This window comes from Verrucomicrobiia bacterium, from assembly GCA_026414565.1.
GTDB lineage: Bacteria > Verrucomicrobiota > Verrucomicrobiia > Limisphaerales > Fontisphaeraceae > Fontisphaera.
The window spans coordinates 20,461-45,787 of the sequence record JAOAIT010000051.1 but is presented as its reverse complement, the minus strand read 5'-3'; the positions used below and the strand labels follow the sequence as shown (position 1 = coordinate 45,787).

17 protein-coding genes and 3 pseudogenes are annotated in these 25,327 nt (G+C 66.3%); 12 read left to right on the top strand and 8 right to left on the bottom strand.

From position 1 onward, the window contains the following. Together N3J91_11775 and N3J91_11770 are read right to left on the bottom strand one after the other, a co-directional pair. Nucleotides 1–376, bottom strand: a 376-nt coding sequence (locus N3J91_11775) for a UDP-3-O-(3-hydroxymyristoyl)glucosamine N-acyltransferase (protein ID MCX8157102.1), incomplete at its 3' end; no start/stop codon positions are given. A 9-nt stretch (nt 377–385) separates the two neighbouring features. Further along, a complete protein-coding gene (locus tag N3J91_11770; GenBank protein MCX8157101.1) occupies nt 386–742 on the bottom strand; it encodes an aspartate 1-decarboxylase in 357 nt (118 codons plus the stop codon). 203 nt (nt 743–945) lie between these two features. Here N3J91_11770 and N3J91_11765 point away from each other — a divergent pair, with 203 nt between their 5' ends. From N3J91_11765 to N3J91_11735, 7 genes are all read left to right on the top strand, one after another. Next, the gene (locus N3J91_11765) at nt 946–1,860 is read left to right on the top strand and encodes a CPBP family intramembrane metalloprotease (protein ID MCX8157100.1); all 915 of its coding nucleotides are present in this window, start codon (nt 946–948) and stop codon (nt 1,858–1,860) included. A 16-nt stretch (nt 1,861–1,876) separates the two neighbouring features. Further along, complete coding sequence (locus tag N3J91_11760; GenBank protein MCX8157099.1) at nt 1,877–2,611, top strand: ComF family protein; 735 nt, start codon at nt 1,877–1,879, stop codon at nt 2,609–2,611. A 31-nt stretch (nt 2,612–2,642) separates the two neighbouring features. After that, nucleotides 2,643–3,593 (top strand): acetyl-CoA carboxylase, carboxyltransferase subunit beta, encoded by a 951-nt coding sequence (accD, locus tag N3J91_11755; GenBank protein MCX8157098.1) that lies wholly within the window; start codon nt 2,643–2,645, stop codon nt 3,591–3,593. Between the two features lie 51 nt (nt 3,594–3,644). Continuing rightward, on the top strand, nt 3,645–4,577 hold the full coding sequence (locus N3J91_11750; GenBank protein MCX8157097.1) for a DMT family transporter: 933 nt from the start codon (nt 3,645–3,647) through the stop codon (nt 4,575–4,577). A gap of 34 nt (nt 4,578–4,611) precedes the next feature. Continuing rightward, on the top strand, nt 4,612–5,838 hold the full coding sequence (locus N3J91_11745) for a KamA family radical SAM protein (protein ID MCX8157096.1): 1,227 nt from the start codon (nt 4,612–4,614) through the stop codon (nt 5,836–5,838). Between the two features lie 430 nt (nt 5,839–6,268). Further along, on the top strand, nt 6,269–6,730 hold the full coding sequence (locus N3J91_11740; GenBank protein ID MCX8157095.1) for an Hsp20/alpha crystallin family protein: 462 nt from the start codon (nt 6,269–6,271) through the stop codon (nt 6,728–6,730). Between the two features lie 177 nt (nt 6,731–6,907). Further along, nucleotides 6,908–8,401 (top strand): DegQ family serine endoprotease, encoded by a 1,494-nt coding sequence (locus N3J91_11735; protein ID MCX8157094.1) that lies wholly within the window; start codon nt 6,908–6,910, stop codon nt 8,399–8,401. Between the two features lie 52 nt (nt 8,402–8,453). Here N3J91_11735 and N3J91_11730 read toward each other — a convergent pair whose 3' ends face one another. From N3J91_11730 to gspM, 4 genes are all read right to left on the bottom strand, one after another. Beyond that, complete coding sequence (locus N3J91_11730; protein ID MCX8157093.1) at nt 8,454–9,377, bottom strand: hypothetical protein; 924 nt, start codon at nt 9,375–9,377, stop codon at nt 8,454–8,456. A gap of 82 nt (nt 9,378–9,459) precedes the next feature. Then, on the bottom strand, nt 9,460–11,562 hold the full coding sequence (locus tag N3J91_11725; protein ID MCX8157092.1) for an arylsulfatase: 2,103 nt from the start codon (nt 11,560–11,562) through the stop codon (nt 9,460–9,462). Between the two features lie 100 nt (nt 11,563–11,662). Beyond that, the gene (locus N3J91_11720) at nt 11,663–13,951 is read right to left on the bottom strand and encodes a hypothetical protein (protein ID MCX8157091.1); all 2,289 of its coding nucleotides are present in this window, start codon (nt 13,949–13,951) and stop codon (nt 11,663–11,665) included. 20 nt (nt 13,952–13,971) lie between these two features. Continuing rightward, nucleotides 13,972–14,574 (bottom strand): type II secretion system protein GspM, encoded by a 603-nt coding sequence (gene gspM, locus N3J91_11715; protein MCX8157090.1) that lies wholly within the window; start codon nt 14,572–14,574, stop codon nt 13,972–13,974. 907 nt (nt 14,575–15,481) lie between these two features. On the opposite strand from gspM, the pseudogene N3J91_11710 reads away from it, so the two are divergent. Further along, nucleotides 15,482–15,721 (top strand): annotated as a pseudogene (locus N3J91_11710) (OmpA family protein). A 218-nt stretch (nt 15,722–15,939) separates the two neighbouring features. Here N3J91_11710 and N3J91_11705 read toward each other — a convergent pair. After that, the gene (locus N3J91_11705) at nt 15,940–17,694 is read right to left on the bottom strand and encodes a GspE/PulE family protein (GenBank protein ID MCX8157089.1); all 1,755 of its coding nucleotides are present in this window, start codon (nt 17,692–17,694) and stop codon (nt 15,940–15,942) included. Nucleotides 17,695–17,767: 73 nt separating this feature from the next. Continuing rightward, nucleotides 17,768–18,028 (bottom strand): annotated as a pseudogene (locus N3J91_11700) (DUF933 domain-containing protein). Between the two features lie 600 nt (nt 18,029–18,628). On the opposite strand from N3J91_11700, the gene N3J91_11695 reads away from it, so the two are divergent. The 4 genes and pseudogenes from N3J91_11695 to N3J91_11680 all read left to right on the top strand — a co-directional run bounded on the left by N3J91_11695 (nt 18,629) and on the right by N3J91_11680 (nt 25,326). Then, on the top strand, nt 18,629–19,294 hold the full coding sequence (locus tag N3J91_11695) for a TetR family transcriptional regulator (protein MCX8157088.1): 666 nt from the start codon (nt 18,629–18,631) through the stop codon (nt 19,292–19,294). A gap of 49 nt (nt 19,295–19,343) precedes the next feature. Further along, entirely contained in the window at nt 19,344–20,657 is a 1,314-nt protein-coding gene (locus N3J91_11690; protein MCX8157087.1) for an efflux RND transporter periplasmic adaptor subunit, read from the top strand. 34 nt (nt 20,658–20,691) lie between these two features. Next, nucleotides 20,692–23,826 (top strand): annotated as a pseudogene (locus N3J91_11685) (multidrug efflux RND transporter permease subunit). 51 nt (nt 23,827–23,877) lie between these two features. Then, nucleotides 23,878–25,326 carry an efflux transporter outer membrane subunit gene (locus tag N3J91_11680; protein ID MCX8157086.1) on the top strand — a complete coding sequence of 483 codons (1,449 nt, stop codon included), beginning with the start codon at nt 23,878–23,880 and terminating at the stop codon, nt 25,324–25,326. Nucleotide 25,327 lies beyond the last annotated feature (1 nt).

The following is a 25,327-nucleotide window of genomic DNA, read 5'->3' as shown; positions in this document are numbered from 1 at the left end:
AGATGTGTATAAGAGACAGATAAGGCCCCACCGCCGCCGTCGGATCCACTTGCGCCCCCGCCCCCACCACGGCCGTCGGATGCACCCCCGCCGGCGGACGCCGCTCCGGAAAAAACAACGGCAGCACCCGCGCAAACGCCACCCGCGCATTCTTCACCTTGATGAGCGTCTTCTCCCCCGCCGGATATTCCTCCGCCACCAGGATGGCGCTGGCCGCGCTCTGCCGCGCAGCCTCGAAGTACTCCGCATTCTCGGCAAACGTCAAATCCCCCGCCTTCGCGGCCTTCGCAGGCGCAAAACCAGTCAGAACAACACCAGCATCGCCCACCACCTCCCCCTGCAGATGCGCGGCGATTTGTGCGGCAGTCCAAGCCATGGGCAATCCTTATTTCCGGGTGGTGATGCGGTTGTTGTCCCCCAGCACGATGACCGTGGGATGCCATTGCGCCGCCTGCGCGGCCTCCACTTCCGTAAAACTCATGATCGTCAGCCGGTCCCCCGGCTTGCCACAATGCGCCGCCGCCCCGTTCAGCACAATCTGCCCCGAACCGCGCGGCCCTTTGATCACATACGTCTCAAACCGCCTCCCGTTGGCCATGTTGCTGCACAAAATTTTCTCATACGGATACAACCCGGCCGCTTCCATCAAATCCTCCGCAATGGTCAGGCTCCCCTCATACTCGAGGCTGCCGCCGGTGACCTGCGCCCGATGAATCTTCGATTTCAAGAGATGTACCAGCATACGTGACGGTTGGTAACCACCGTTAGACCCCTCAATATACTCCCCCTCCGCCCCCATTCAATAACAATCCCCTCCCCGCCTCCCTCCCGCACGCGCCCCAATCCTTGCTGCAACGCCCCCCCACCGCCCCAATCACTTCCCAACGCCCCCGCCCGCGCGGAAAAACGCTTGGCAGCCACGCACGCCGGTTTAGAGTTCAGGCCATGCGTCCGCTCGCGGCCCTGGCGCTCTATCTGATCGGGGTGATCCTCGGCGGGGCTTTGCTCGCCCCCTGGCTCCATGCCTTGGTCCACGCGCTGGCCGCCGATTCCGGCTTCTTCCAACGTCTCAGTCAGCAGCCGTTCTCCCGCTACCTCACCCGCTGCTTCCTCGCCCTCGCCCTGCTGGGCATCTGGCCCCTCGCCCGCGCCTTCCACATCCGCTCCTGGCAGGACCTCGGCTGGTCCTCTCCCCGCGGACAGGGCCGCCATTTGATTTGGGGCCTCGGCCTGGGCTTCGCCAGCCTGGCGCTGGCCCTGGGTCTGGGACTGGCCCTGGGCGGACGGCTGTGGGATGCCGAACGCAGCGCCGCCCAAATCGCCCGCCATCTTTTCAACGCCCTCTCCGCCGCCGTGGTGGTCAGCGTCCTCGAGGAAACCCTCTTCCGCGGCGCCATCTTCGGCGCCCTGCGCCGCACCTGTTCCCTCCGCACCGCCCTCCTGGCCAGCAGCGCCCTCTTCGGCCTGGTCCACTTCTTCGGCCGCGTGCAATGGCAGGATGCCGTCGCCTGGGATTCCGGCCTCCGCGCACTGCCGCAGTTGTTTGCCGGCTTCACCAACCTGCAACAACTGGTGCCCGGCTTCATCAATCTCACCCTCGCCGGCGCCATCCTCGCCTGGCTCTACCACGCCACCGGCACCCTCTATGCCTCCGTCGGCCTGCATGCCGGCTGGATCTTCTGGCTCAAAACCGCCGGCTTCTTCACCCGCACCGCTCCGGAAAGCTCAACCTGGCTCTGGGGCAGCCAGAAACTGCTCGACGGCTGGGTGACGGTGCCAGTCCTCATCGCCGTCTGCTACTGGGCCACCAGATACGGCGCGCGCAACCACAACCAATCATCAGTAACCATTCAAACATAGTTAGGACGGATACTTTGTGCGCGCTTTTCCTAAAACCGCTCTTGATGCCCTCCTCGCTTTCTTCTATCCTGAGCTTTGTCAGGTGTGCCTCAACGCGCAGGCCGGACACCCCAACGGCTACGTCTGCTCCGCCTGTGCCGCCCAGGCACAACCCTTGGGCCCGCCGTGGTGTGACGTGTGCGGGCAGCCTTTTGCAGGCAATATCACCGGCGCGTTTATCTGTGCAGATTGCCAGGCGACACCGCCGCAGTTCGATTACGCCAGGTCCGTAATGGTTTTTGACGGCCCGGTGCGCAAAATCATCCATCAATGGAAATATCGTCAAGCCTTCTGGCTGGAGCCGCGGTTGGCCCCATGGCTCACCACCGCCGCCACGCCCGCCTTGCGCGCGGGCGACTGGCAGGCCATCGTGCCGGTGCCCCTCCATCCCATCAAAGAACGCGAACGCGGATTTAACCAGGCCGGGCGGCTGGCCCGGCTCCTCAGCCAGGCCACCGCCCTCCCATTGAACACCCGGGTCTTGCAACGGGTCAAACATACTGTCTCGCAGACACGGCTCACCCGCGCCGAGCGGGCGGCCAACCTGCGCGGCGCCTTTGCCGTCCCCGCAGGCGTGCGGCTGGCGGGCGCCCGGCTGGTGCTCGTGGACGATGTCATGACCACCGGCGCCACCCTCAACGCCGCCGCCACCGCCTTAAGGCAGGCCGGCGCGGAGGCCGTATGCGCCTGGACCCTGGCCCGGGGCAGATAAGGACGTTGTGACCAAACCCAGACATAGCAGTATGGCCACCACCACCATCATCAAAAATCCGGCTTTGACCGAGGCGGTCGCGCCGGCTGTCACCCCGCTGGCGCCCAGCAGCGAAACCACCTTCATCCGCAAGCCCAAACTGGGCACCGGCCGCGCCCGCAAAAAGGAAATCCCCGAAGGCCTCTGGACCAAATGTCCCAAATGCTCCAACATGATCTACGACAAGGAGCTCGACAACAACCTCAAGGTCTGCCCCAAGTGCCAGCATCACTTCCCCATCGGCGCCCGCGAACGCATCCACTCCCTCGTCGAAACCTGCTCCTTTGAGGAAATGGACGCCGACATGGTCAGCGTGGACGTCCTCAAATTCACCGGCGTCTCCTCCTACACCTCCAAACTCGCCGCCAACATGAAGGACGGCGTCCTCAAAGAGGCCGTCGTCACCGGCATCGGCCGCATCGGCCCCCACCATGTCGCCCTCGGCGTCATGGACTTCAATTTCCTCGGCGGCTCCATGGGCAGCGTCGTGGGGGAAAAACTCACCCGCCTCATCGAAACCGCCACCGACCGCGGCCTGCCCCTCATCATCATTTCCACCAGCGGCGGCGCCCGCATGTATGAAGGCATGTTCAGCCTCATGCAAATGGCCAAAACCAGCGCCGCCCTCGCCTACCACGCCAAAAACCGCCTCCCCTACATCAGCATCCTCACCCATCCCACCTACGCCGGCGTCATGGCCAGCTACGCCAGCCTCGGCGACCTCATCCTGGCCGAACCCGCCGCCATGATCGGTTTCGCCGGCCCCCGCGTCATCCGCGACACCACCCAGGCCGAGCTGCCCCCCGGCTTCCAAACCTCCGAATTCCTCCTCGAACACGGCCTCATTGACGCCATCATCCCCCGCCAGGAAATGAAGGCGCGCCTCATCTACTATCTCGACTTCTTTGCCGAAGGCCAGCGCCGCCTGGCCGCCCTGGGATGACCCACGCCCCCCGCCGGTGACGCGGCGGCTTCACCTCTCCCTCACCGCGCCATGCTGGCCGCCGCTCTCGCCACCGTCCTCTTTTGTTTCTCGGCCATCGCCGCCACCCGCTCGGCCCGCCTCATGGGCGGCACCGAGGCCAATTTCTGGCGCCTCGCCCTGGCCTGCCTCTTCCTCGGCCTCTGGGCCGCCTCCGCCGGCACCGGCACCGCCAGCGCCGCCTTTGTTCTTTTCTGGTTCAGCGGCCTGGTGGGCTTCGGTGTTGGCGACGTCGCCCTCTTTCAAGCCCTCCCCCGCCTCGGCTCCCGCCTCACCAGCCTGCTCGTCCACTGCCTGGCCGCCCCCATGGCAGCCCTCGCCGAATGGGCCTGGCTCGGCACCCGCCTTTCCCCCACCGAAATCGCCTTGAGCACCCTCATCCTCGGCGGCGTGGCCCTCGCCCTGGCGCCCGGCGAACGCCTGCACCTGCCCCGCCGCGTGTTCTGGCTCGGCCTCGCCAGCGGCGTCCTCGCCGCCCTCGGCCAGGGCATGGGCGCCGTCATCAGCCGCCGCGCCTTCGCCGTCGCCGCCGCCGCCGGCGAATCCGTGGACGGCCTCAGCGCCGCCTTCCAGCGCAGCCTCGGCGGCATGCTCGTCGCCGCCGTCGCCTTGCTGGTGGTCAAGCGCAAGCACCTCCTCGGCCGTTGGGACGAACCCCCCGGCGCCGCCTTCGCCCACTGGCGCAACAAATGGCAGGGCAGTTGGGCCTGGGTCATCCTCAACGCCCTCACCGGCCCCTTCCTGGGCGTCGGCTGCTTCCAATGGGCCTTGAAAACCACCCCCTCAGGCATCGTCCTCCCCATCGTCGCCACCATGCCCGTCGTCATCATCCCCCTCGCCGTCTGGCTCGAAGGCGAAAAAGTCTCCCCACGCTCCCTCGCCGGCGGCCTCATCGCCGTCGCCGGCGTCGCCCTCTTGGCCTGGTGCCGCACCACCCCAACTTGACACCCGCTCACCCCGTCCTATTATTGTCTTTGCCATGTCTAGGTCAAATGAGGCGGACGACCCCGGCTGTACCGGCGCGGCCGCAAACGCTTTTTTGCAGTATAAGGCCTTCACGTCCCCTGGCCGCGGTTTCTGGCGCGATGTCCCTGACCGGGAGTGGAACGACTTCCGCTGGCAGCTCAAGCATCGCATCACCACCCTGCGCCAGTTGGAACTCCTTATGCCCACCCTCACCCCTGAGGAGCGCGCCGGCGTGCAGTTGGCCAACTCCAAGCTCGCCATGGCCATCACCCCCTACTTCTTCAACCTCATTGACCCCGCAGACGAAAACTGCCCCATCCGCCGCCAGCTCATCCCTCGCCTCGAGGAAACCCACACCGCCCCCTGGGAAATGGCCGACCCCTGCGGCGAGGACGCCCATTCCCCCGTCCCCGGCCTCGTCCACCGCTACCCCGACCGCGTCCTCTTCCTCGTCACCGACCGCTGCGCCGCCTACTGCCGCTACTGCACCCGCTCCCGCCTCGTCAGCAACGCCTCCGGCTACGATTTCCACCCCGAATACGACCGCCAAATCGAATACATCCGCCAGCACCCCGAAGTGCGCGATGTCCTCCTCAGCGGCGGCGATCCCCTCCTCCTCAGCGATGAAAAACTCGAGGCCCTCCTGAGCCGCCTCCGCGCCATCCCGCACGTGGAATTCCTGCGCCTCGGCACCCGCATCCCCATCTTCCTGCCCCAGCGCATCACCCCGGAATTGTGCGCCATGCTCCGCCAATTCCACCCCCTCTTTATCAGCATCCACACCAACCACCCCCGCGAGCTTACCCTCGAGGCGCGCGCCGCCCTCGAACGCCTCGCCGATGCCGGCATCCCGCTGGGCAACCAATCCGTGCTCCTCCGCGGCGTCAACGACAGCGTGCCGGTCATGAAAGCCCTCCTCCACAAGCTCCTCATCTGCCGCGTCCGGCCCTATTACCTCTACCAGTGCGACCTCATCGCCGGCTCCGCCCACCTCCGCACCAGCGTCCGCCGCGGCCTCGAAATCATGAATCATCTGCGCGGCTTCACCACCGGCTACGCCGTGCCCCAATATGTCATCGATGCCCCCGGCGGCGGCGGCAAGGTCCCCATCAACCCGGAGTACATCCTCAGTCACAACCATGACCGAGTGATCATCCGCAATTACGAGGGCAAAATCTTCGAATACCCCGAAGTCTGCGACGCCGTCCCTTCCCCCTGTTGCGCCGGCCCGCAGTCTTAACCGCAAAAAACTGCCGCCACCTTCTCGGCAGGCCACCCCAAAACAGCAACGCCACGCGCCTCCTCCCCAAAGCCACCCACCGGCTTCGGCTGCACTCATTGACCGCTGACCAGACGCACAATGACACATATTAACCCCAACCACAAAAGCACCTAAAAAGTGTCATTTTGCTACAAATGAGCGACATACTGATACGCATGCCCAACCCATATTTAACCACGATTTTTTCATAATCCATTGATTTTAAGTCACTTATAAAATACTCACACCCCGCCTTGCCTTGGTACGCTTCTTGTTGATGTCTCAAGCGAGTTCAATCCGCCGCTCCGAGTGGAGGCAGGCGGGGCTGGACTCGGTTGCCAAATCGGTTTGGCGGAGCCGGTCTGGTAGCTGAGATGAAATCCGCCAGGAAAAGACGGAGGAACAGACTATGACTGCATTGACTCGTTGGAATCCGTTCAAAGAAATGGAGGAGTTGCAGAAACGTTTGGCTTCGGTCTTTGACTTGGCGCCTTTTCGTCGCAGCTCCCTGACGGCCTCGGAAGAAACCCTCACGCTGCCTGAATGGGCGCCGGCGGTGGACATCCTCGAGGACGACAAAGAGTACCTCATCAAGGTGGAACTGCCGGAAGTCCAGAAGGACGACGTGAAGGTCACGGTGGAAGACGGCACCCTCACCATCTCCGGCGAACGCAAGGCCGAAAAGGTGGAGAAAGGCCGCCGATTCCATCGGGTGGAACGGAGCTACGGCCGGTTCGAGCGCAGCTTCATCATCCCGAACGACGCCGAAGAGGGCAAGGTGGAGGCGGAGTTCAAGGATGGGGTGCTGCGGGTGCACCTGGCCAAGAGCGAAAAGGCCCGTCCAAAACAGATCGAAGTCAAGGTCAACTAAGGGCCATCGGCGGACCGTGTGCGGCCCACGCGGTCCGCCTTTCCTCCTCCGCCAAGGCCGCCCGCCTCAAACCGGGCGGCACATTGGTTGAGCAGCAGCAGGGCCCATGGGTCTAAACGTATAAAAAAACGCCGCGCGCTCTCGCCGGCGTAAAACAAAAAAATGGAGACTGTAACTATGAAAACCTGGCGGTGGGCTATTGGAGCATTGGCAGCAGTGGCTTTGATGTATCTGGCGCTCGCGCACTCGCCCCTCATGTCCCGGGCGATGGCCGCCGCAGCGCCCAAAGTCACCATCAACGAGGCGCCGTTGTCCCCATCGGTCAAGGCCGCCACCAGCCTGGCGCCCATTGTGAAAAAGGCCGCGCCCAGCGTGGTCAACATTTACACCACCAAGCGCGTCAAGGAGCCCGTCATGGTCATGCCCTTCTTTGACGACCCCTTCTTCCGCCGCTTTTTCGGCGACCCCTGGGGCGGCGAACGCCTGCCGCGCGAACGGCGCGAACAGTCCCTCGGCAGCGGCGTCATTGTCACCGAGGATGGCTACATCCTCACCAACAACCACGTCGTGGACGGCGCCGATGAAATCAAGGTGGCCCTCGCCGACGAAAAAACCGTGCTCAACGCCACCGTCGTCGGCAAGGACCCCCAAACCGACATCGCCGTCCTCAAGGTGGACAACGGCAAGCTGCCCGCCATCACCCTCGGCGACAGCGACAAGGTCGAGGTGGGCGACCTGGTGCTCGCCATCGGCAACCCCTTCGGCGTCGGGCAAACCGTCACCGCCGGCATCGTCAGCGCCAAGGGCCGCGGCGGCATGGGCATCGTGGACTACGAGGATTTCATCCAGACCGATGCCTCCATCAACCCGGGCAACAGCGGCGGCGCCCTGGTGGACGCCGAAGGCCGCCTGGTGGGCATCAACACCGCCATCCTCAGCCGCAGCGGCGGCAACCAGGGCGTCGGCTTCGCCGTCCCCATCAACCTCGCCCGCTACGTCATGGAACGCCTCATCGCCGACGGCAAGGTCACCCGCGGCTACCTCGGCGTGATCATCCAGCCGGTCACCGAGGCCCTGGCCAAAGAATTCAAACTCAAAGAAGCCCAGGGCGCCCTGGTGGGCGAGGTCAGCCCCAAATCGCCCGCCGCCGACGCCGGCCTGAAAGAGGGCGACGTCATCATCGAGTTTAACGGCCGCAAAGTCACCGACAGCCGCCACCTGCGCCTCATGGTCGCCCAAACCGCCCCCGGCAGCAAAGTCACCCTCAAAGTCGTGCGCGACGGCAGGGAGCAATCCCTGACCGCCAAACTCGGCGAGCTCCCGCCCGATGGCCTCGCCCGCGCGGGCGGCTGGAGCCTGCCCGGCCGCCGCAGCGGCGGTGATGCCCTCCGCGGCGTGGACTTGGGCAACCCCGATGCCCGCACCCGCCGCCAGTTTGAACTGCCCCTCGATGTCCAGGGCGCCGTCGTGCTCGGCGTCGCCCCCGATTCCCCCGCCGCCGGCGTCCTCCAGCCGGGCGATGTCATCGTGGAAATCAACCGCCAGCGCGTCGCCAATGCCGACGAAGCCTTCGACGCCGCCCAGAAGGCGCGCGGACAGCGCCTGCTCCTGCGCGTGTACCGCGATGGCGTAATGCGGTTTGTCGTGATTGAAGCCCCGCCCGGCCGCTGAGCCGCAACCGCGGAGCGCCACGGGCCGGCCCCCGGGCCGGCCCTTGCTTTTTTCACGGCGCGCCCGCCGGGCCGATGTATTCGCGGGCAATCACCAGATTGTCGAAATACACGGTGTTGGTGGGATTTTTCGTCCAGCGATCCGTCACGTAGCTCTCCAGCGTCAACGCATTCGCCTGCAACGCCCCCGACGTCCGCCAGTTGATCCCCCGCCAGTGCCCCAGCAGTTGCCCGTCAATCCAAAACGCCTGCTCCCCGTCCGGCTTCCCCGGCGTGTTGTGCTTGAGCATGAACTCCGCGCATATCCACCGATTCTTGGGTATCACCTCCTGCGGCTCCGCCTGAAACGAATTGCCCCAGTACTTGCCATCCCGCGAAACCTCCATCTCGTGCCAGTAACTGTAAAAATTCCATTTCCCCGGCGCCGGCCACCGGCCCCAGTTGCCCCACGGCTCCAGCGCCGTGGAAAACCGCTCGTCCCCGCGCGGCTTCAAGCCCGCCCCCCCAAAACCACTCCACCGATCCGCCCCCCGCAGGCCGCGATTGGCGCGCAGCGTCACAAAGTGATGCACATAATCGCAGTTGCCATCAAACTTCACATAAAACCGGATGAACACCGGATCCGCCGGTTCAAACCACTTGGTCAACCCATCCCCCTGATTCTCTCCCAGCCGCGCCTCCACCTTCAGGCATCGCTGACCGCACCGCGCCTCCCCCGGCGGCACCAGGCTCAACGCCCGACCTTTCCCGGCCCCTTTCTCATCCCAGCGCGCCCCCAGCTCGCCCTGCTCAAAGTCCTCGGCAAAGATCACCGACCCATGCGTCCCAACGCCGGCATCGGCCTTGAACTTGGCGGCCAGACCGGCGCCGCGCGGCAGCGTGCTCTGCCCCGCCAGATTGGGATATCGCTCGGCCGCCTCCAGACCGGCCGCCCAACAGCATGTGGCCAGGACCACCCAAACCAGTTTGCGGTTCATGCCACAAATTATGGCCTGCCTCCCCCGGCTGTAAATAAAAACTCCGCCCCCGCCCCCGGCCCCCGCGCCAGCCGCCCCTCCTTCACTCGGTTTCCACCACCACGTTTTTGACAGTGCCCGGCAGGCGATGCGGCGGCGTATAAGCCCCCACCGCCGTCTCGGTGTCTTCTCCCACCGTCAGCGGATCCACCGGTTGCGCCGGGATCACCCCCGCCGCCCGGCCCTCGGCCACCGTCGTCCCATTCACCGCCAGCGTCATGGCCCCATCGCGCGCCAGCCGCGCCTCCACAAGGAACCGGCCCCCCACGGCCTCCCCTGCCTCAATGGCATGCACCTGCCCGTTTATGCGGACACTGAACACCGGCCGCCCCCCGCGCAAATGCAGCGCATAGCCCTGCTGCCGGCCCCCCTGCGCCAGTATGACCCCCTCCGCCGCCTGGGTTTCCACTTCCGCCCGAATACGCAACGCCCGCCCCGCAATTTGCGGACTGGCCGCCGGACTGCCGGAGGCCCCGCCGCTTCCCCACGCCGCTTCCGCCAGCGCCAGATTCACGTGGCAGCGCGCCGCCCACCCCTCCCACATCGCCGCCAGCCGCCGCGTCTGATACGGCATCTGGCGGCTCAAATCCTGCATTTCCACCGCATCCGTCTGCAGGTCATACAGCTCCCACGGGCCGCCCCACTGCGCCACAAGTTTCCACCGCCCCTCCATCACCGCCCGGCTGCCTTCATGCTCAAAAAACAACGGCCCGGCGCGGCGGTTCACCCGCCCCATCAGCGCCGGCCACAAATTAACCCCCTCCAGCGGCAGCGTCTTCACCCCATTCCGCTCGGCCGGATACCGGGCCTGCGCGGCGGCAAGCAGCGTGGGCATCAAATCCATCACATGCCCGGGAAAATCCGTGAGCCGGCCCCCCCGCCGCAACTGCCGCGGCCAGTGCACAATGCACGGCGTCCGGATGCCGCCCTCGTGGCTGAAATGTTTGTACAACCGCCACGGCGTGTTGCAGGCATTGGCCCAGCCGCTCCCATAACTGATGTAACTGCCGGGACCGCCCACTTGCTTCAACTCCTCCCCGCGGTGCAGACGGTTCTGCGGGCCGCTGGACTCATCAAACCCATACGGATCCCATTCCCAGCAGGCCCCATTATCCGATAAAAAGAGGACCACCGTGTTCTCCCACGCCCCGGCCGCCTGAATCACTTTCATCACCCGCCCAATCGCCCCATCCATCCGCTCCACCATGGCCGCATATACCGCCATCCGCCGCGCCAAATCCCGCCGGCGCTCCTCCGGCAACTCCGCCCACGCCGGATTCGGCCGCCCCGCAAACGGCGACGGCCGGGCGTGCAGCTTGGGCACCACCTCGCTGCGCGGCGGCAACGCCAAATCCGCCGGCACCAGCCCCATCTGCTTCTGCCGCGCCAGGCGCTCCGCGCGGATGCCATCCCAGCCCTGCGCATAATAAAGCCCCTCATAGCGCGCAATGTCCGCCTCCGGCGCATGCAGCGGAAAATGCGGCGCGTTGAACGCCAGATAGAGAAAGAACGGCTTCCGCTCCGCCAGCGCCGGCCGGATGAAATCCTCCGCATAATCGGCAAAGGCATCCGTGGCATAAAAGGTCCCCGGCTGATCCCCCGCCGGCGCCGTGTACACACGCACCGGACGCCCCGCCGGCAGCCGCGTGTAATGCGGCGACTCATGCCAGAAGGAATTGTACCCCCCCAGCATCCCGTAAAATTCTTCAAAACCCCGATCGGTGGGCTTCACATCCAGCCGATTGTGCAGATGCCATTTGCCCACCATCAACGTCCGATAGCCCGCCTCCTTCAACGCCTCCGCCAGCGTCACCGTCTGCGGCTGCAACGTCCCCCGATACCCGGGATGCTGCGGCCCGGCATCGTGGTTCATCGCCCCCACCCCCGCCTGATGCGGATACAGCCCCGTCAGCAGCGAGGCGCGCGTCGGACAACACCGGCTGGTGTTGTAAAAGCGCGTAAAACGCACCCCCCCCGCCGCCAGCGCATCCAGATGCGGCGTGCGAATCTCGCCCCCGTAACACCCCAGATCCGACCACCCCAAATCATCAGCCAGAATCAACACGATGTTGGGCGCCGCCGCGGCCGCGGCCATCGTCCACAGGCTCAGCCCCACCAGCCACAGCCGGATCATCTGACGTTGCATGGCCGGGATTCTGCGCGGCCGGCCACGCGCGGACAAGCCGGAACCCGCGCCGCCCCCGCTCCCGCGCCCCGATGACCTCGCCCCCCGCCAGGGCCGGCCCTCACATCGGCGGGAAGGATTGCAGGTTGTTCGCCGCCGGTTCGCCGCTCGTGCGCGCCCCTTTCTTCTTCTTCTCGTCGCGCTGCATTTCGTCGAGCAACTGGCGCGTGCGCTCCCTTTCGTCCCGTTCAAACTGTTTTTCCACCGCGTTCACCGGCGAAATCTTCGCGCGCTCGTTGGCGGCCAGCTTCGCCGCAGCCTCGGGATTCTCCAGCACGGTGGGCCGGATGAACACAATCAGCTCCTTGCGGTTGCGCTTCGTGGAGGAGGAGCGGAACAGGGCCCCCAGCCCGGGAATGTCCTTGAGCAGCGGCACCCCGGATTTGCTGCGCGAGTGATCCGCGCTGATGAACCCGCCCAAAATGATGGTGTCCCCGTCGCGCACCGCCACCTTGGCGTTCGCCGTGCGGTCAATCGTCGTCGGCACCTCCCCCACGTTTTCTATGCGCACCGGCTCGCCCACGTTCTGAATCCGCTGCCGGATCTCCATCACCACCAGCCCATCCGGATTGATCAGCGGCAGCACCGACAGCTCAATGCCAATCTGCAACTGCTGAATCGTGCTGTACGCCCCGTAATAACCGCCGTACGCGCTGCCCGTCGGATACGGCCGCGTCTCCCCCACAAACAGGCTCGCCTCCACCGCGTGCGATGTCTGAATCCGCGGCCGCGACAGCACGCTGATCCGCCCGTCGCTCGCGGCCGCCTTCGCCGCAATGTCCAGATCCCCGATCCGCGCAAAATAAGTGAAGCCCCCGGCCAGGTTGGTCCCCACCCCCCCAATGGTGTTGGGATCCAAAAACGGATTGCCCTGCGCGTTGTTGATGGCCCCGGCCCCGGTGAACTTGCCCTTGCTCACCGCCCGCTGCAGGTAGCTGATGCCGTATTCCTCGTTGTCATTCAGCCCCACCTCCACAATCAACGCCTCAATCAACACCTGCGCCAGCACCACATCCAGTTTGCTGATGATGTTCGTGATCATGTCCCGATCCCGCTTGTCCGCAAACACCAGCAGCGCGTTGATCCGCTCATCCGCGATGATCTTGGCCTGCCCCAAAATCTGAAAATCCCCCGTCCCCGCCGCCCGCGCCACAATGCTGCGCAGCCGGTCCTGGAACGCGCTCTGCGCGCTCCCCGGACTGGTGGTGGGCGTAATGCCCGTCGTCCCCCCCGGCGTGGTGGGGTTGAACCCCGGCTGGCCGGGCACCGTCCCAAAGGGCGAGGTGCGCCCCGTCGTCGTGGCGGGCCGGCTCAAACCCCGCGTGCTCCCCGCCCCCGTCCCCGTGCTCGCCACCGTCCCGGAGGTGAGCTGCCCCAGCACCTGCGCGATGTCGCCCGCCAGCGCGTATTTGATCGGGATCACCACCGGCTCCACCTCCAGCGGCACCGTCACGTCAATCTTGTCCAGCAGCTCCATCATCCGCTTCACGTTGTCCGCGTAATCCCGCAGCACCAAAATGCCGCTGCTGTCAATCGGCACAATGCCGCCCTGCATCTTCGCAAACGGCTGGATCGCCTGCACCACCTCGCTCGGCTTCGCATTGGTCATCTGCCGCACCACCGTCACAAACGGCCCCAAATCCTCCATCTCATGCACCTCATCCAGGCTGCTCGGCCGCTTGGCCTCCTGAAACGCCACCGTCTGCGGCACCACCTTCACAAACTTCTCCCCCACCGGTATCAGCGTGATCTGATTCATGCTCAGCACCGCCTCAATGGCCCGCACCGCCTCGGCAATTGTCAACGGCGTGGTGTTGCGCAGCGTGATCGTCACGTCCGGCAGGCTCGACGGCCGCAAAATCGTCCGCTGCACCAGAATCGCATACACATCCAGCACCGCGTTCAAGGAGGCGGTCTGCAACCGGATCGTGTTCACCGGCAAAATCTCCTCCCCCCCCGCGGCATTGGTGCCGCCGGCGGCGGGCACATTGGTCAGCAGTCCCGACAAACGCTCGGCCTCATTGGTCAGCCCCGCCGTCCGCAGCGCCTTCAGCCGCAACTCCATCGGCAGATTGGTGAACGCCCCGGTGTTCAACGAGGGCGGCAGCCGCGGCGGCGCCACCGCCGCATTGGTGGACGCCCCCGCGGCAGGCGCAGCCGGCACCGGAGCCGGAGTCGGCGCCGGCGCAGGCGCAGCCGGAGGCGCCGGCAACTGCGGCAGCGCCGGCAACGCCGGCGGCGTGGGCACCGGCTCCGCGGCCATCAACGCCCCCACCCCGGCCGTCAGCACCAGCCCCAGCAGCCGGCGCCGGCGCGTCAAAAACCCGGAAACAACAAAACTCTCTTTCATAAGCTCATGCGCATGGGCGGTTAACTTTGCGGAAGATTCGTGGGCGTGCGAAAGCCCGGCTTCGGCCGCGGCCCGGCCTTCTTGGGATAATTGCCCGCGATGGTCAAATCCACCGCCAGCTTGCTGCCGCTGGCGTCAGGTTTCAGCGTCATGTCCCGCACCCGCAGCAGCGCCGGATGATTGCCCAGGTTGCGCAGAAAATTCACCAAATCCCCCTCCGCCGCCACGCCGTTCAGGGTCACCCGCTGCTCCTCAAAAAAGGGATTGTTGGGGATCGGCCCCCCGCCCCCCGGCGCAATCTTGCTCAGACTGATGTTGGCCAGCGCCGCCTCGCGGCTGATGATCTCCATCAACGAGGTGCTCTGATCCTCGGGCGGGATGAACTGCCCTTCGCTCTGGAGCTGCTCCAGCTTCGCCTTGTACTGCGGCAGTTTCGCCACCTCCGCCGCCCGCCGCTCGTAAGTCTCCTGGGCCGTGCTCAGTTTCTGCCGCAGCTCCCGCCAGTCATCAAACCGCGGAAACACCAGCCACAGGTTGATCACCAAAAACAGCACCACCATCGCCAGCATCACCAGCCGGCGCTCCTGCGGCCGCAAATTCAGTTGATCAAACAGCCGGTTCATTCCAGACGATTCAGTTCACAGGTGAAGTTCCACCGCCCCTGCCGCGTGTCCAGAAAGGGCGCCGACACCTTCGCAAACAGCGGCCGGCCGTTGAATTCCACCTGCTTCAGGGCGTTGTTGAAATCAAACACCGCCTGGTTGTTGCCCTCCGTCACCGTGCCAAACAGCGTCAGCGTCCGCTCCCGCGAGAAATTCAGCGATTGCAGCGTGCACTCCTGCGGCAGCGTCCGCGCCACCGCATCCCACACCTCCAGCGCGGCATACTTCAGATTTTGCTGCTCCTGCAGGATCTGCACCTGAAACTTGATCTGTTGCGCGTTCGTGTACGACCCGCTCACCGCCGCCACCTGCGCCTCCACCCGCGCCAGGCGGTACTCCAGAAATTCCAGGTAGCCCACATACGCCAGCACCACCACCAGATACACCGCAAACACCGTGCTCAGGCTGCTCATCCACAGCCCGTCCACCAAACGCGCCCGGTACTGCTGCGCCACCTCCGCCGGCAGCAGCCCCGGCAGTTTGGCCGCCAGCGCCGCAGCCGCGCGTTTCACCGTCTGCCCGGCCAGCCGGCTCAGCGGCGGCGGCGCCACCACCGTGACCGGCCCCCCCGCCACCTCCCGCACCAGCGGCTCCCACAACGCCGCCGCCACACTGTCGGCCACCAGATGCCACGCCCACGGCCCGCTCAGCCACCCCTCCACCTCCCCGGACCACGCCATGAGCCGGAGCTGATCCCGCAACACCTGCGCCCGCTGCTCCCCCTCCGGCAGATGCATCATCCCCACATGCCGCAGCAGCCCCCCGCTCCACCACGCCGCCAGCCAGCACGCCTCCGCCCCCTCCTGCGGCGGATAGAGCCACAATCCCTCCGCCTGGCCCGGCACGCTCATCAACAAATCCAGCGCCGGCGCCTCCAGCCGGTCCGCCAGATACCCCTGCGCCTCCAACTGCCCCAGCACCTGCTCCACCTGCTGCCGCGCCGCAATCAGCACCACCACCGTCTGCTGCCCGTTCACCACCTGCGGCAGCGGCTCCACACTCCACACAATGTGCGTGGGCGGCAGGGGCGAAAGTTTCTCCAGTTGAAATTCAACCGCCGCCACCAGCTCCTCCCGCGGCATCACCGGCAGCGTCACCGCCCGCACAAACGCCGTCCCCGCCGGCAGCCACGCCAGATTGATCCGCCGGCTCAAAAAAGCGCTCCACCCCTTCGCCACCAGGGCCTTGGGCGGCGGCTCCTGGCTGCTCAACGGCAGTTCCCGCGCCGGCTTCAACTCGGCGGCGGCCCCGCCGGCCCCCGCAAAATGCCATAACAACCGCCGGCCGGCGGGCTGATACACGTTGCTGGGGGGGATCGCCATAGACTTAAGCGCGGGCCAGCAGTTCCGTGCGGGATTCCTCCATCAGGCTGCGGTGCTCCTCCGTCTGGGTCACCCGCAGCACCTCCTCAAGGGTGGTGATCCCCGCCATCACCTTGTTCCAGCCGTCCTGCCGCAGCGTGTGCATGCCCTCCGCAATGGCCTGCGCCGCAATCGCCGTGGCCGGCGCCCGATTCATGATCAACGGCCGGATCGGCTCGGTCACCAACAACAGCTCATAAATCCCCGTCCGCCCCTGGTATCCCAGTTGCCGGCACTCCTCGCACCCCGCCCCCCGGTAAAAAACCGCCGTCTCAATGTGCTCCTCCGGAAACCCAATCTTCCGCAAATAATCCCGCTCCACCTTCTGCTCCACCTTGCACTGCGGGCAGATCGTCCGCACCAGCCGCTGCGCCAGCACCGCCTCCACCGACGACGCCACCAGAAACGGCTCAATCCCCATGTCAATCAACCGCGTGAACGCGCTCGGCGCGTCATTGGTGTGCAGCGTGCTGAACACCAGATGCCCCGTCAGCGCCGCCCGTATGGCAATCTCCGCCGTCTCCAAATCCCGAATCTCCCCCACCATGATCACATTCGGATCCTGCCGCAATATGTGCCGCAGCCCCACCGCAAACGTCAGCCCAATGTCCGAACGCACCGCAATCTGGTTGATCCCCTTCAGCTCGTACTCCACCGGCTCCTCAATCGTGATGATGCGCTTGGTGACCGAATTGATGCTGCTCAAAAACGCATACAACGACGTGGACTTCCCCGACCCCGTCGGGCCCGTCACCAGCATGATCCCGTGCGGCTTCACGATGATCTCCCGAATCCGCGCCTCCTGCTCCGCCGAAAAACCCAGCTTGTCCAGCCCCAAAAACACCTTCCCCCGCGTCAGCAGGCGCAGCGACACGCTTTCCCCATACACCGTCGGCACCGTGGACACCCGGATGTCCAGCTCCTCCCCCTTGATGCGCACGTTGATCCGCCCGTCCTGCGGCAGCCGCTTCTCGGCTATGTTCATCCCGCTCATCACCTTGATGCGCGATATGATCGAGGCCTGGAACTTCTTCAACTGCGGCGGCATCGGCGTCTGATGCAAAATCCCATCAATCCGGTAGCGAATCCGCAGCTCATCCTCCGCCGGCTCAAAATGGATGTCAGTCGCCCGATCCTTGAACGCCTCCCAGATCACCTGGTTCACAAACTTGATCACGCTGGCCTCCTGATCGTCCCCCGTGATCTCCTTGTCCGACAACGGCCCAAAATCCGGTATCTCCTCCTCCTGCTCCGACACCTCGTCCAGCGTCGCCGCCCCCACCCCGTAGTATTTCTTGAGCGCCTTCTCCACCTCCGCCCGCGGCGCCAGCGCCAGGCTCACCGGCAGCCCGGCGTCAAATTGCACCGCGCTCAGCATCGCCGCGTCAAACGGATTGCACACGCACACCTGCAGCACCCCGTTCGCAAAGGCCGTCGGCAGCGCAAAATATTGAAACGCCACCTTCGTGGATATCTTGTTCCGCGCCTCCGTCGGCACGTCCACCTTCGGCAAATCCAGATACGGCAGCCCCAGCACCCGCGCCAACTGCTGCAAAAACGCCTCCTCCGCCATCCCCCGCTCCCGGCACAAAAAATCCAGCAATGGCTCCGCATGGCCGTCCTCTCCGGCCTTCAGCCAGATGGACCGCCACGTCTCCACTTGCGACGGCGACACTTGCAGCGCCGCCGCCAACACTTCAGTGACCGGTGGGAACGTCATGCCCGTGTGTCTGCCACAGGGTTATATACACAGCGAATCCCAAAAAGTTGCGCGCCCATCCCCTCCCTCCCCCCTATTTGTTGAAGCGGAAGTTGACCAGATCGTAGTCCTGCATCACGTACGTCTTGGTCTCCAGCCGCAGTTTGCCCGCCCGCTTGGCCTCCGTCTCCCCCCCGGCCGCAATGAAATCGGCGTAACTGATGATCTCCGCCCGGATGAACCCCTTCTGAATGTCGCTGTGGATCACCCCCGCCGCCTCCCACGCCGTAATCCCCTCCCGGATCAACCACGCCCGATTCTCCTTGCCCCCCACCGTCAGAAAGCTGATATAACCCCCCTCGCGCACGGCCCGCACGATCAAGGCCTCGGGATCCTGACGCTCCGCCTCGCTCGCCACAATCACCGGTTTCTGCGTCAGAAACTGATGCGCCTGCACCGCCTGCCATTCCTCCGCCGCCAGCCCGGCCTGCCGCAGCAAAATCTCGCCCTCCAACAATCCCTTCAATTTCTCCAGCACCCGCCCCTCCGCCTCCCCCGGGCCGCGCGCCAGCCGCGTCTCCACCAGCTCCAAATCCCGCAAAATCAAATCCGCCCGCCCCTCCGCCGTCGTCAGCACCGCCTCCGCCGTCGCCAGCCCCTCCTCCCCCACCGCCTCCACCTGGGCATAGGTCTTCTTCTTGGCCTCGACCAGCCGATCGGCCTCGTCCAGCCGCGCATCTTTGATGTTAATCCTGCCCGGTTTGATCTCCGGCAATCCCAGCAAACACAATTTCATGGTCCATGACGGCGCGCCCGCTGCACCGCGTCGCCCCGCGCGCCGCCTTTCATGCCCTGCGGCGGCGGCGCGGGCAATCTTAAAAAAGAAAAAAAGTGCTTGCACACCCCCGCCCCATGCGGTATGAATTATAACGAACGTTATAAACAAACGTTAGGTATGAACGCCCGACCGCGCACCGGACGCCCGCCCCAAAAACGCATCCTCGATGCGGCCGAAGCCGCTTTCGCCGAACTCGGCTACGAGGGCGCCTCCCTCCGCGACATCGTCGCCCGCGCCCGCGTCAACCTCCCCACCGTCTATTACTACTTCCGCAGCAAGGAAGGCCTCCTCGAAGCCGTCTTCCGCCGCCGCTTCGGCCCCCTCCGCGACGAGCACTACGCCCTCTTGCAGGCCAAAGACCGCCAGGCCGCCGGCCGCCCCCTCACCCTCGAGGAGGTCCTCGAAGCCATGCTCCTGCCCCCCCTCCGCCTCGCCGCCCGCACCACCCACTCCTCCGTCACCGTCCGCCTCATCGGCCGCATCGTCTCCGAGCCTAGCTCCCGCACCCAGGCCATGCTCCGCCAGCTCCACCAGGACCTCCGCGAGGAATTCCTGCGCCGCCTCGCCCTCGCCTGCCCCCACCTCACCCGCGAGGAACTAAGCTGGCGCACCATCTGTTTGTGGGGGGCCTTGGGTTACCTCCTGGGCCATCCCCAGCGGCTTTGGGAGGAAAGCGCGGGACAATTTGATTTGCGGCAGACGGAATCCGTCCTGCCCCGCCTCGTGGCCTATTTCGCCGCGGCCATGCGCGCGCCGCTGGCGCCCCCGCCACCGGCGCCATAACCCCTTGCACCATGCTTTAACCATCACCACCACACCGGAGAAAGTCTTTATGCAAACCCGTACTACCGTTTGGTATAACCACCGTTCAACCCGCGTCGCAACCCCCTTGCTCGCGCTCCTCACCGCCCTGGGGCTGGCCTCCGCCTGCCGCCCCAAAACCCCGCCCGGCGCGCCCCAGGGCCTCACGCCCCTCGTCAGCGTCGCCCGGCCAATCCTGACCGCCATCACCAATTACGATGAATACCCCGCCCGCTTCGAGGCCGTGGAAGCCGTGGAAGTCCGCGCCCGCGTCTCCGGCTACATCGAGTCCATCCATTTCACCGACGGCGCCGAAGTCAAGGCCGGCGACCTCCTCGTAATCATTGATCCCCGCCCCTTCGCCGCCGACCTCGCCCGCGCCCAGGCCGAACGCCTCCGCGCCCAGGCCGGCGTGGAGCAGGCCAAAGCCCAGCAACAACAAATCCTCACCCGCCTCGAGCTGGCCCGCAACGACCTCCAGCGCGCCACCCGCCTCCAGCAGGCCCGCGCCATCTCCGAGGAGGAACTGGACCTCCGCACCAAGGCCGTCCGCGAAGCCGAGGCCGCCCTCCAGGCCGCCCAGGCCGCCGTGGCCGCCGCCGAAGCCGCCGTGGCCGCCGCCGAGGCCGCCATCAAAACCGCCCAACTCAATCTCGACTACACCCGCGTCACCGCCCCCATTGCCGGCCGCGTCGGCCGGCGCCTCGTCACCGTGGGCAACCTCGTCCAGGGCGGCGGCCAGGCGCCGGGCACCGTCCTCGTCACGCTCGTCACCCACTCGCCCATTTACGCCTGCTTCGATGTGAGCGAACGCGCCTATTTCCAATATCGCAAGGCCGGCCTCGCCCTGGCCGGCGCCGCCGGCGTCCCCGCCCTGCCGTGCGAGGCGCGCCTGGATGGCGAGCCGGATTTCCTCCATCACGGCCAGGTGGATTTCCTGGACAATCAACTCACCCCCGCCACCGGCACCCTCCGCCTGCGCGCCGTGTTTGCCAACACCGACCGCGCCCTCGTGCCGGGCGCCTTCGCCCGCCTGCGCCTGCCGGTGGAACGGCTCGAAAAAGCCCTCCTCATCCCCGAAGGCGCCATCCTCGCCGAGCAAACCCGCAAATTTGTCTATGTCCTCGGCCCGGACCAAACCGTCCAGCCCCGCCCCGTCGTGCTCGGACGCCCCCAGGGCTTGCAGCGCGTCATCCTGAGCGGCTTGACCCCCGACGATTCCGTCGTCGTCAGCGGCCTGCTCATGTTGCGCCCGGGCATGAAAGTCCAGGTGGGAGTGCCGGGCCAGCCGCCCGCCGCCCCCACCAACGCCCCCGCCGCCAAACCGCCCGCCGGCAAGGCCTGAATGTTGTCCTGAGTGCTGTCTTCTGGAGGCCACCATGAAATTTTCGCATTTCTTCATCCGCCGGCCGATCTTTGCATCGGTCCTCTCCATCTTCATCACCCTGGTGGGGCTGCTGGCCCTGTGGCGCCTGCCCATCGCCTCATTCCCGGAAATCACGCCCCCCACCATCTTCGTGCGCGCCCAGTACCCCGGCGCCAACGCCCAAACCGTCGCCGACACCGTCGCCACCCCCCTCGAGCAGGAAATCAACGGCGTCGAAAACATGCTCTACCTCTCCTCCTCCTGCGCCGCCGACGGCTCCATGTCCATCCAGGTCACCTTCAAGGTCGGCACCGACATTGACAAGGCCCAGGTCCAGGTCCAAAACCGCGTCCAAAGCGCCCTCCCCCGCCTCCCCGAGGAAGTCCGCCGCCTGGGCGTGGACGTCCGCAAACGCTCCCCCAACATGACCATGGTCGTCACCCTCATCTCCCCCGACGGCACCTTCGATGACATCTTCCTCAGCAACTACGCCTACCTCCAGGTCAAAGACGTCCTCGCCCGCCTCCCCGGCGTCGGCGATGTCTTCATCTTCGGCACCCGCGAGTACAGCATGCGCATCTGGCTCGACCCCGCCAAACTCGCCGCCCGCCACCTGACCGCCGGCGACGTCATCGCCGCCATCCGCGAGCAAAACGTCGAGGTCGCCGGCGGCGTCTTCGGCCAGTCCCCCGCCCCCAAAGGCACCCCCATGCAACTGGTCGCCCTGGTCCGCGGCCGCCTCGCCTCCGAACAGGAATTCGAGCAGATCATCCTCCGCACCGACGCCGACGGCCGCCTGCTCCGCCTCAAGGACGTGGCCCGCGTGGAGCTGGGCGCCCGCGATTACAGCCTCGACAGCTACCTCGACGGCACCCCCATGGTCGCCATGGCCGTCTTCCAACTCCCCGGCTCCAACACCATCGAAACCGCCGACGCCGTCCGCAAAGCCATGGCCGAGCTGAGCCGCCGCTTCCCCAAGGGCCTCGAGTACCGCATCCCCCGCGATGACTCCGAATACATCCGCGCCTCCATCCACGAGGTCTTTCAAACGCTCCTGGAGGCCATGATCCTGGTCACCCTCGTCGTGGTCCTCTTCCTCCAAACCTGGCGGGCCTCCCTCATCCCCCTGATCGCCGTCCCCGTCTCCCTCATCGGCACCTTCGCCGTCATGGCCGCCCTCGGCTTCAGCATCAACAACCTCACCCTCTTCGGCCTCGTCCTCGCCATCGGCATCGTCGTGGACGATGCCATCGTCGTCGTCGAAAACGTCGAGCGCCACATCGCCGAAGGCAAAGACCCCGTCACCGCCACCCGCATCGCCATGGACGAAATCAGCGGCGCCGTCGTGGCCATCGCCCTCGTGCTCAGCGCCGTCTTTGTCCCCACCGCCTTCCTCCCGGGCATCCAGGGCAAGTTCTATCAACAATTCGCCCTCACCATCGCCGTCTCCACCCTCATCTCCGCCTTCAACGCCCTCACCCTCAGCCCCGCCCTGTGCGCCCTCCTCCTCCAGCCCCACGGCGCCCGCACCGATCGCTTCAGCCGTTTCCTCGACCTCACCCTCGGCTGGTTCTTCAAGGGCTTCAACCGCCTCTTTGAAAACCTCCGCCAAAAATATCTCGGCGGCCTGAGCCTCGTCATCCGCCACGGCGTCATCGCCCTCTTCCTCTACGGCGGCCTGCTCGCCCTCACCTACCTCGGCTTCCTCGCCACCCCCCGTGGCTTCATCCCCCAGCAGGACAAAGGCACCTTGATCTGCTACCTCCAACTCCCCGACGGCGCCTCCAAGGAGCGCACCGCCGTCGTCAGCGAAAAATTGCATCAACTGGTCCGCCAAACCCCCGGCGTCGAGGCCGTCATCAAGCTCGACGGCTTCTCCTTCCTCAACTTCGGCAGCCAGCCCAACGCCTCCACCCTCATCGTCCGCCTGCAATCCTACGCCCAACGCCAGCAATCCGGCCTCACCGCCGATAAAATCCTGGCCCAGCTCCGCCCCAAACTGGCCTCCATCCACGAAGGCTTCGCCGCCGCCTTCAACCTCCCCCCCGTGGACGGCCTCGGCTCGGTGGGCGGTTTCAAACTCCAGATCCAGGATCGCGCCAACCTCGGGCCGCAAGCCCTCCAGGCCGCCGCCTTCCAGCTCATGGCCGCCGCCAATCAAGACCCCCGCCTGGCCAACGTGCTCACCACCTATCGCGCCCAGGTGCCCCAGGTGCTCCTGGAGGTGGACCGCGAAAAGGCCAAAACCCTCCAGGTGCCCCTCCAGGAAATCTGGCAGGCCCTCTCCGTGTACCTCGGCGGCCTCTACGTCAATGACTTCACCCTCTTCGGCCGCCCCTTCCAGGTCCGCGCCCAGGCCGACGCCCCCTTCCGCGCCCGCCCCTCGGACGCCACCGAATTGCGCGTCCGCAACGCCGCCGGCCAAATGGTGCCCCTCGGCACGGTCATCACCGTCAAGGACACCACCGGCCCCATCCTCATCAACCACTACAACCTCTTCCCCAGCGCCGATTTGAGCGGCGCCACCCGCCCCGGCGTCAGCTCCGGCGACGCCATCCAGATCCTCAACCGCCTGGCCGCCCAGCTCCTCCCCCCCGGCATGGCCATCGAATGGACCGAATTGAGCCTCCTGGAATTGTTGGCCGGCCGCTCGGCCATCCTCATCTTCCCGCTCTGCGTCCTGATGGTGTTTCTGGTGCTCGCCGCCCAATATGAAAGCTGGTCCCTCCCCCTGGCCATCATCCTCATCACCCCCATGGCCCTCTTGTTCGCCATCCTCGGCGTCTGGGCCCGCGGCCTGGAAAACAACCTCTTCACCCAGATCGGCATGGTCACCCTCATCGGCCTCGCCTGCAAAAACGCCATCCTCATTGTCGAATTCGCCCGCCAGTTGCAGGACCGCAATCTCACCCGCTTCGAGGCCGCCCGCGAGGCCTGCCGCCTCCGCCTCCGCCCCATCCTCATGACCTCGCTCGCCTTTGCCTTCGGCGTCCTCCCGCTCATGCTCGCCAACGGCGCCGGCGCCGAGCTCCGCCAGGCCATCGGCACCGCCACCTTCTGGGGCACCCTCGGCGTCACCTTCTTCGGCCTCTTCCTCACCCCGGTGTTCTACGTCGTCATCCGCCGCTGGACCGGCGAAAAAAGCAAGGCCGCCGACTTCCACCCCGCCTCGCCCGCCGCCCCTGCCGCCGGCCACGGCCTGGCCCTCGGGATCATCGGCCTGGGGCTGGCCCTGGGGCTGACCGGCTGCACCGTGGGGCCGAATTACCATACCCCCAAGCTCGCCACCCCGCCCGCTTACCGTCACGCCGACGCCGCCTTCCCCGCCGAGCCCGTCCCCCTCGAATGGTGGCGCCAATTCCAGGACCCCGCCCTCACCCGCCTCGTCCAAACCGCCCTGGCCACCAACCTGGACCTCCGCGCCGCCACCGCCCGCGTGCGCGAAGCCCGCGCCCTCCGCCAGCACTCCACCTTCGACCTCTACCCCACCGTCCGGGCCGACGGCGGTTACCTCCGCGGCACCCGCAGCCAGGACGCCGCCGGCGGCCTCCCCCGCCACCTGCGCGAATACGAGCTTTTTGACGCCGGCTTCGACGCCACCTGGGAGATGGATCTCTTCGGCCGCGTCCGCCGCAGTGTCGAGGCCGCCACCGCCGAACTCCAGGGCGCCGAAGCCTACCGGCAGGCAGTCGGCCTCAGTGTGCTGGCCGAAGTCGCCCGCAATTACTTTGAACTCCGCGGCGCCCAGCAGGAATACGCCGTGGCCCGCCGCAATGCCGAAGTCCAGCGCGAATCGCTCGAGCTGATCCGCGCCCGCGTCGCCGCCGGCCGCGGCACCGACCTCGACGTCCGCCGCGCCGAATCCCAATACGAAAGCACCCTCGCCCTCCTCCCCGCCCTCGAAACCTCCATCCAACGCGCCATCCACCGCCTCAGCCTCCTCACCGCCCAACCCCCGGCCGCCCTCGAACCCGAGCTGTCACCCCCGGCCGCCCTGCCCCCCATGCCCGCGCTCGTCCCCGTGGGCAATCCCGCCGACTTGCTGCGCCGCCGGCCCGATGTCCGCATGGCCGAGCGCACCCTCGCCGCCGCCACCGCCCGCATCGGCCTCGCCACCGCCGACTTGTTCCCCCGCGTCACCTGGATCGGCAGCCTCTCGCTCGAAGCCAATCAACTCTCCGGCTTGACCGGCCCCGGCGCCGATGCCTACTCCTTCGGCCCGCGCCTCTCCTGGGCGGCCCTGGACTTGGGCCGCGTGCGCGCCCGCATCAAAGCCGCCGGCGCCCGCGCCGACGCCGAGCTGGCCAATTACGAAAAGGCCGTGCTCACCGCCCTGGAAGACACCGAAAACGCCCTCGTGGAAGTCAGCCGCGCCCGCGAGCGGGAAGCACGCCTGGCCGCCGCCGCCCGCGCAGCGGTGGAAGCCCGCGCCCTCGCCGAAGAACGCTACCGCGCCGGCGTGGCCGATTATTTGACCGTCCTGGACGCCCAGCGCACCCAGCTCGCCGCCGAAAGCCAGCTCGCCCAGGCCCGCACCCGCCTGGCCACCGCCCTGGCCGCCTTGTACAAGGCCCTGGGCGGCGGCTGGGAAACCACCCTCGCCGCCCTGCCGGAAGACCCCCCGCGTGCCGCCCGCCCGCAACCCTGAG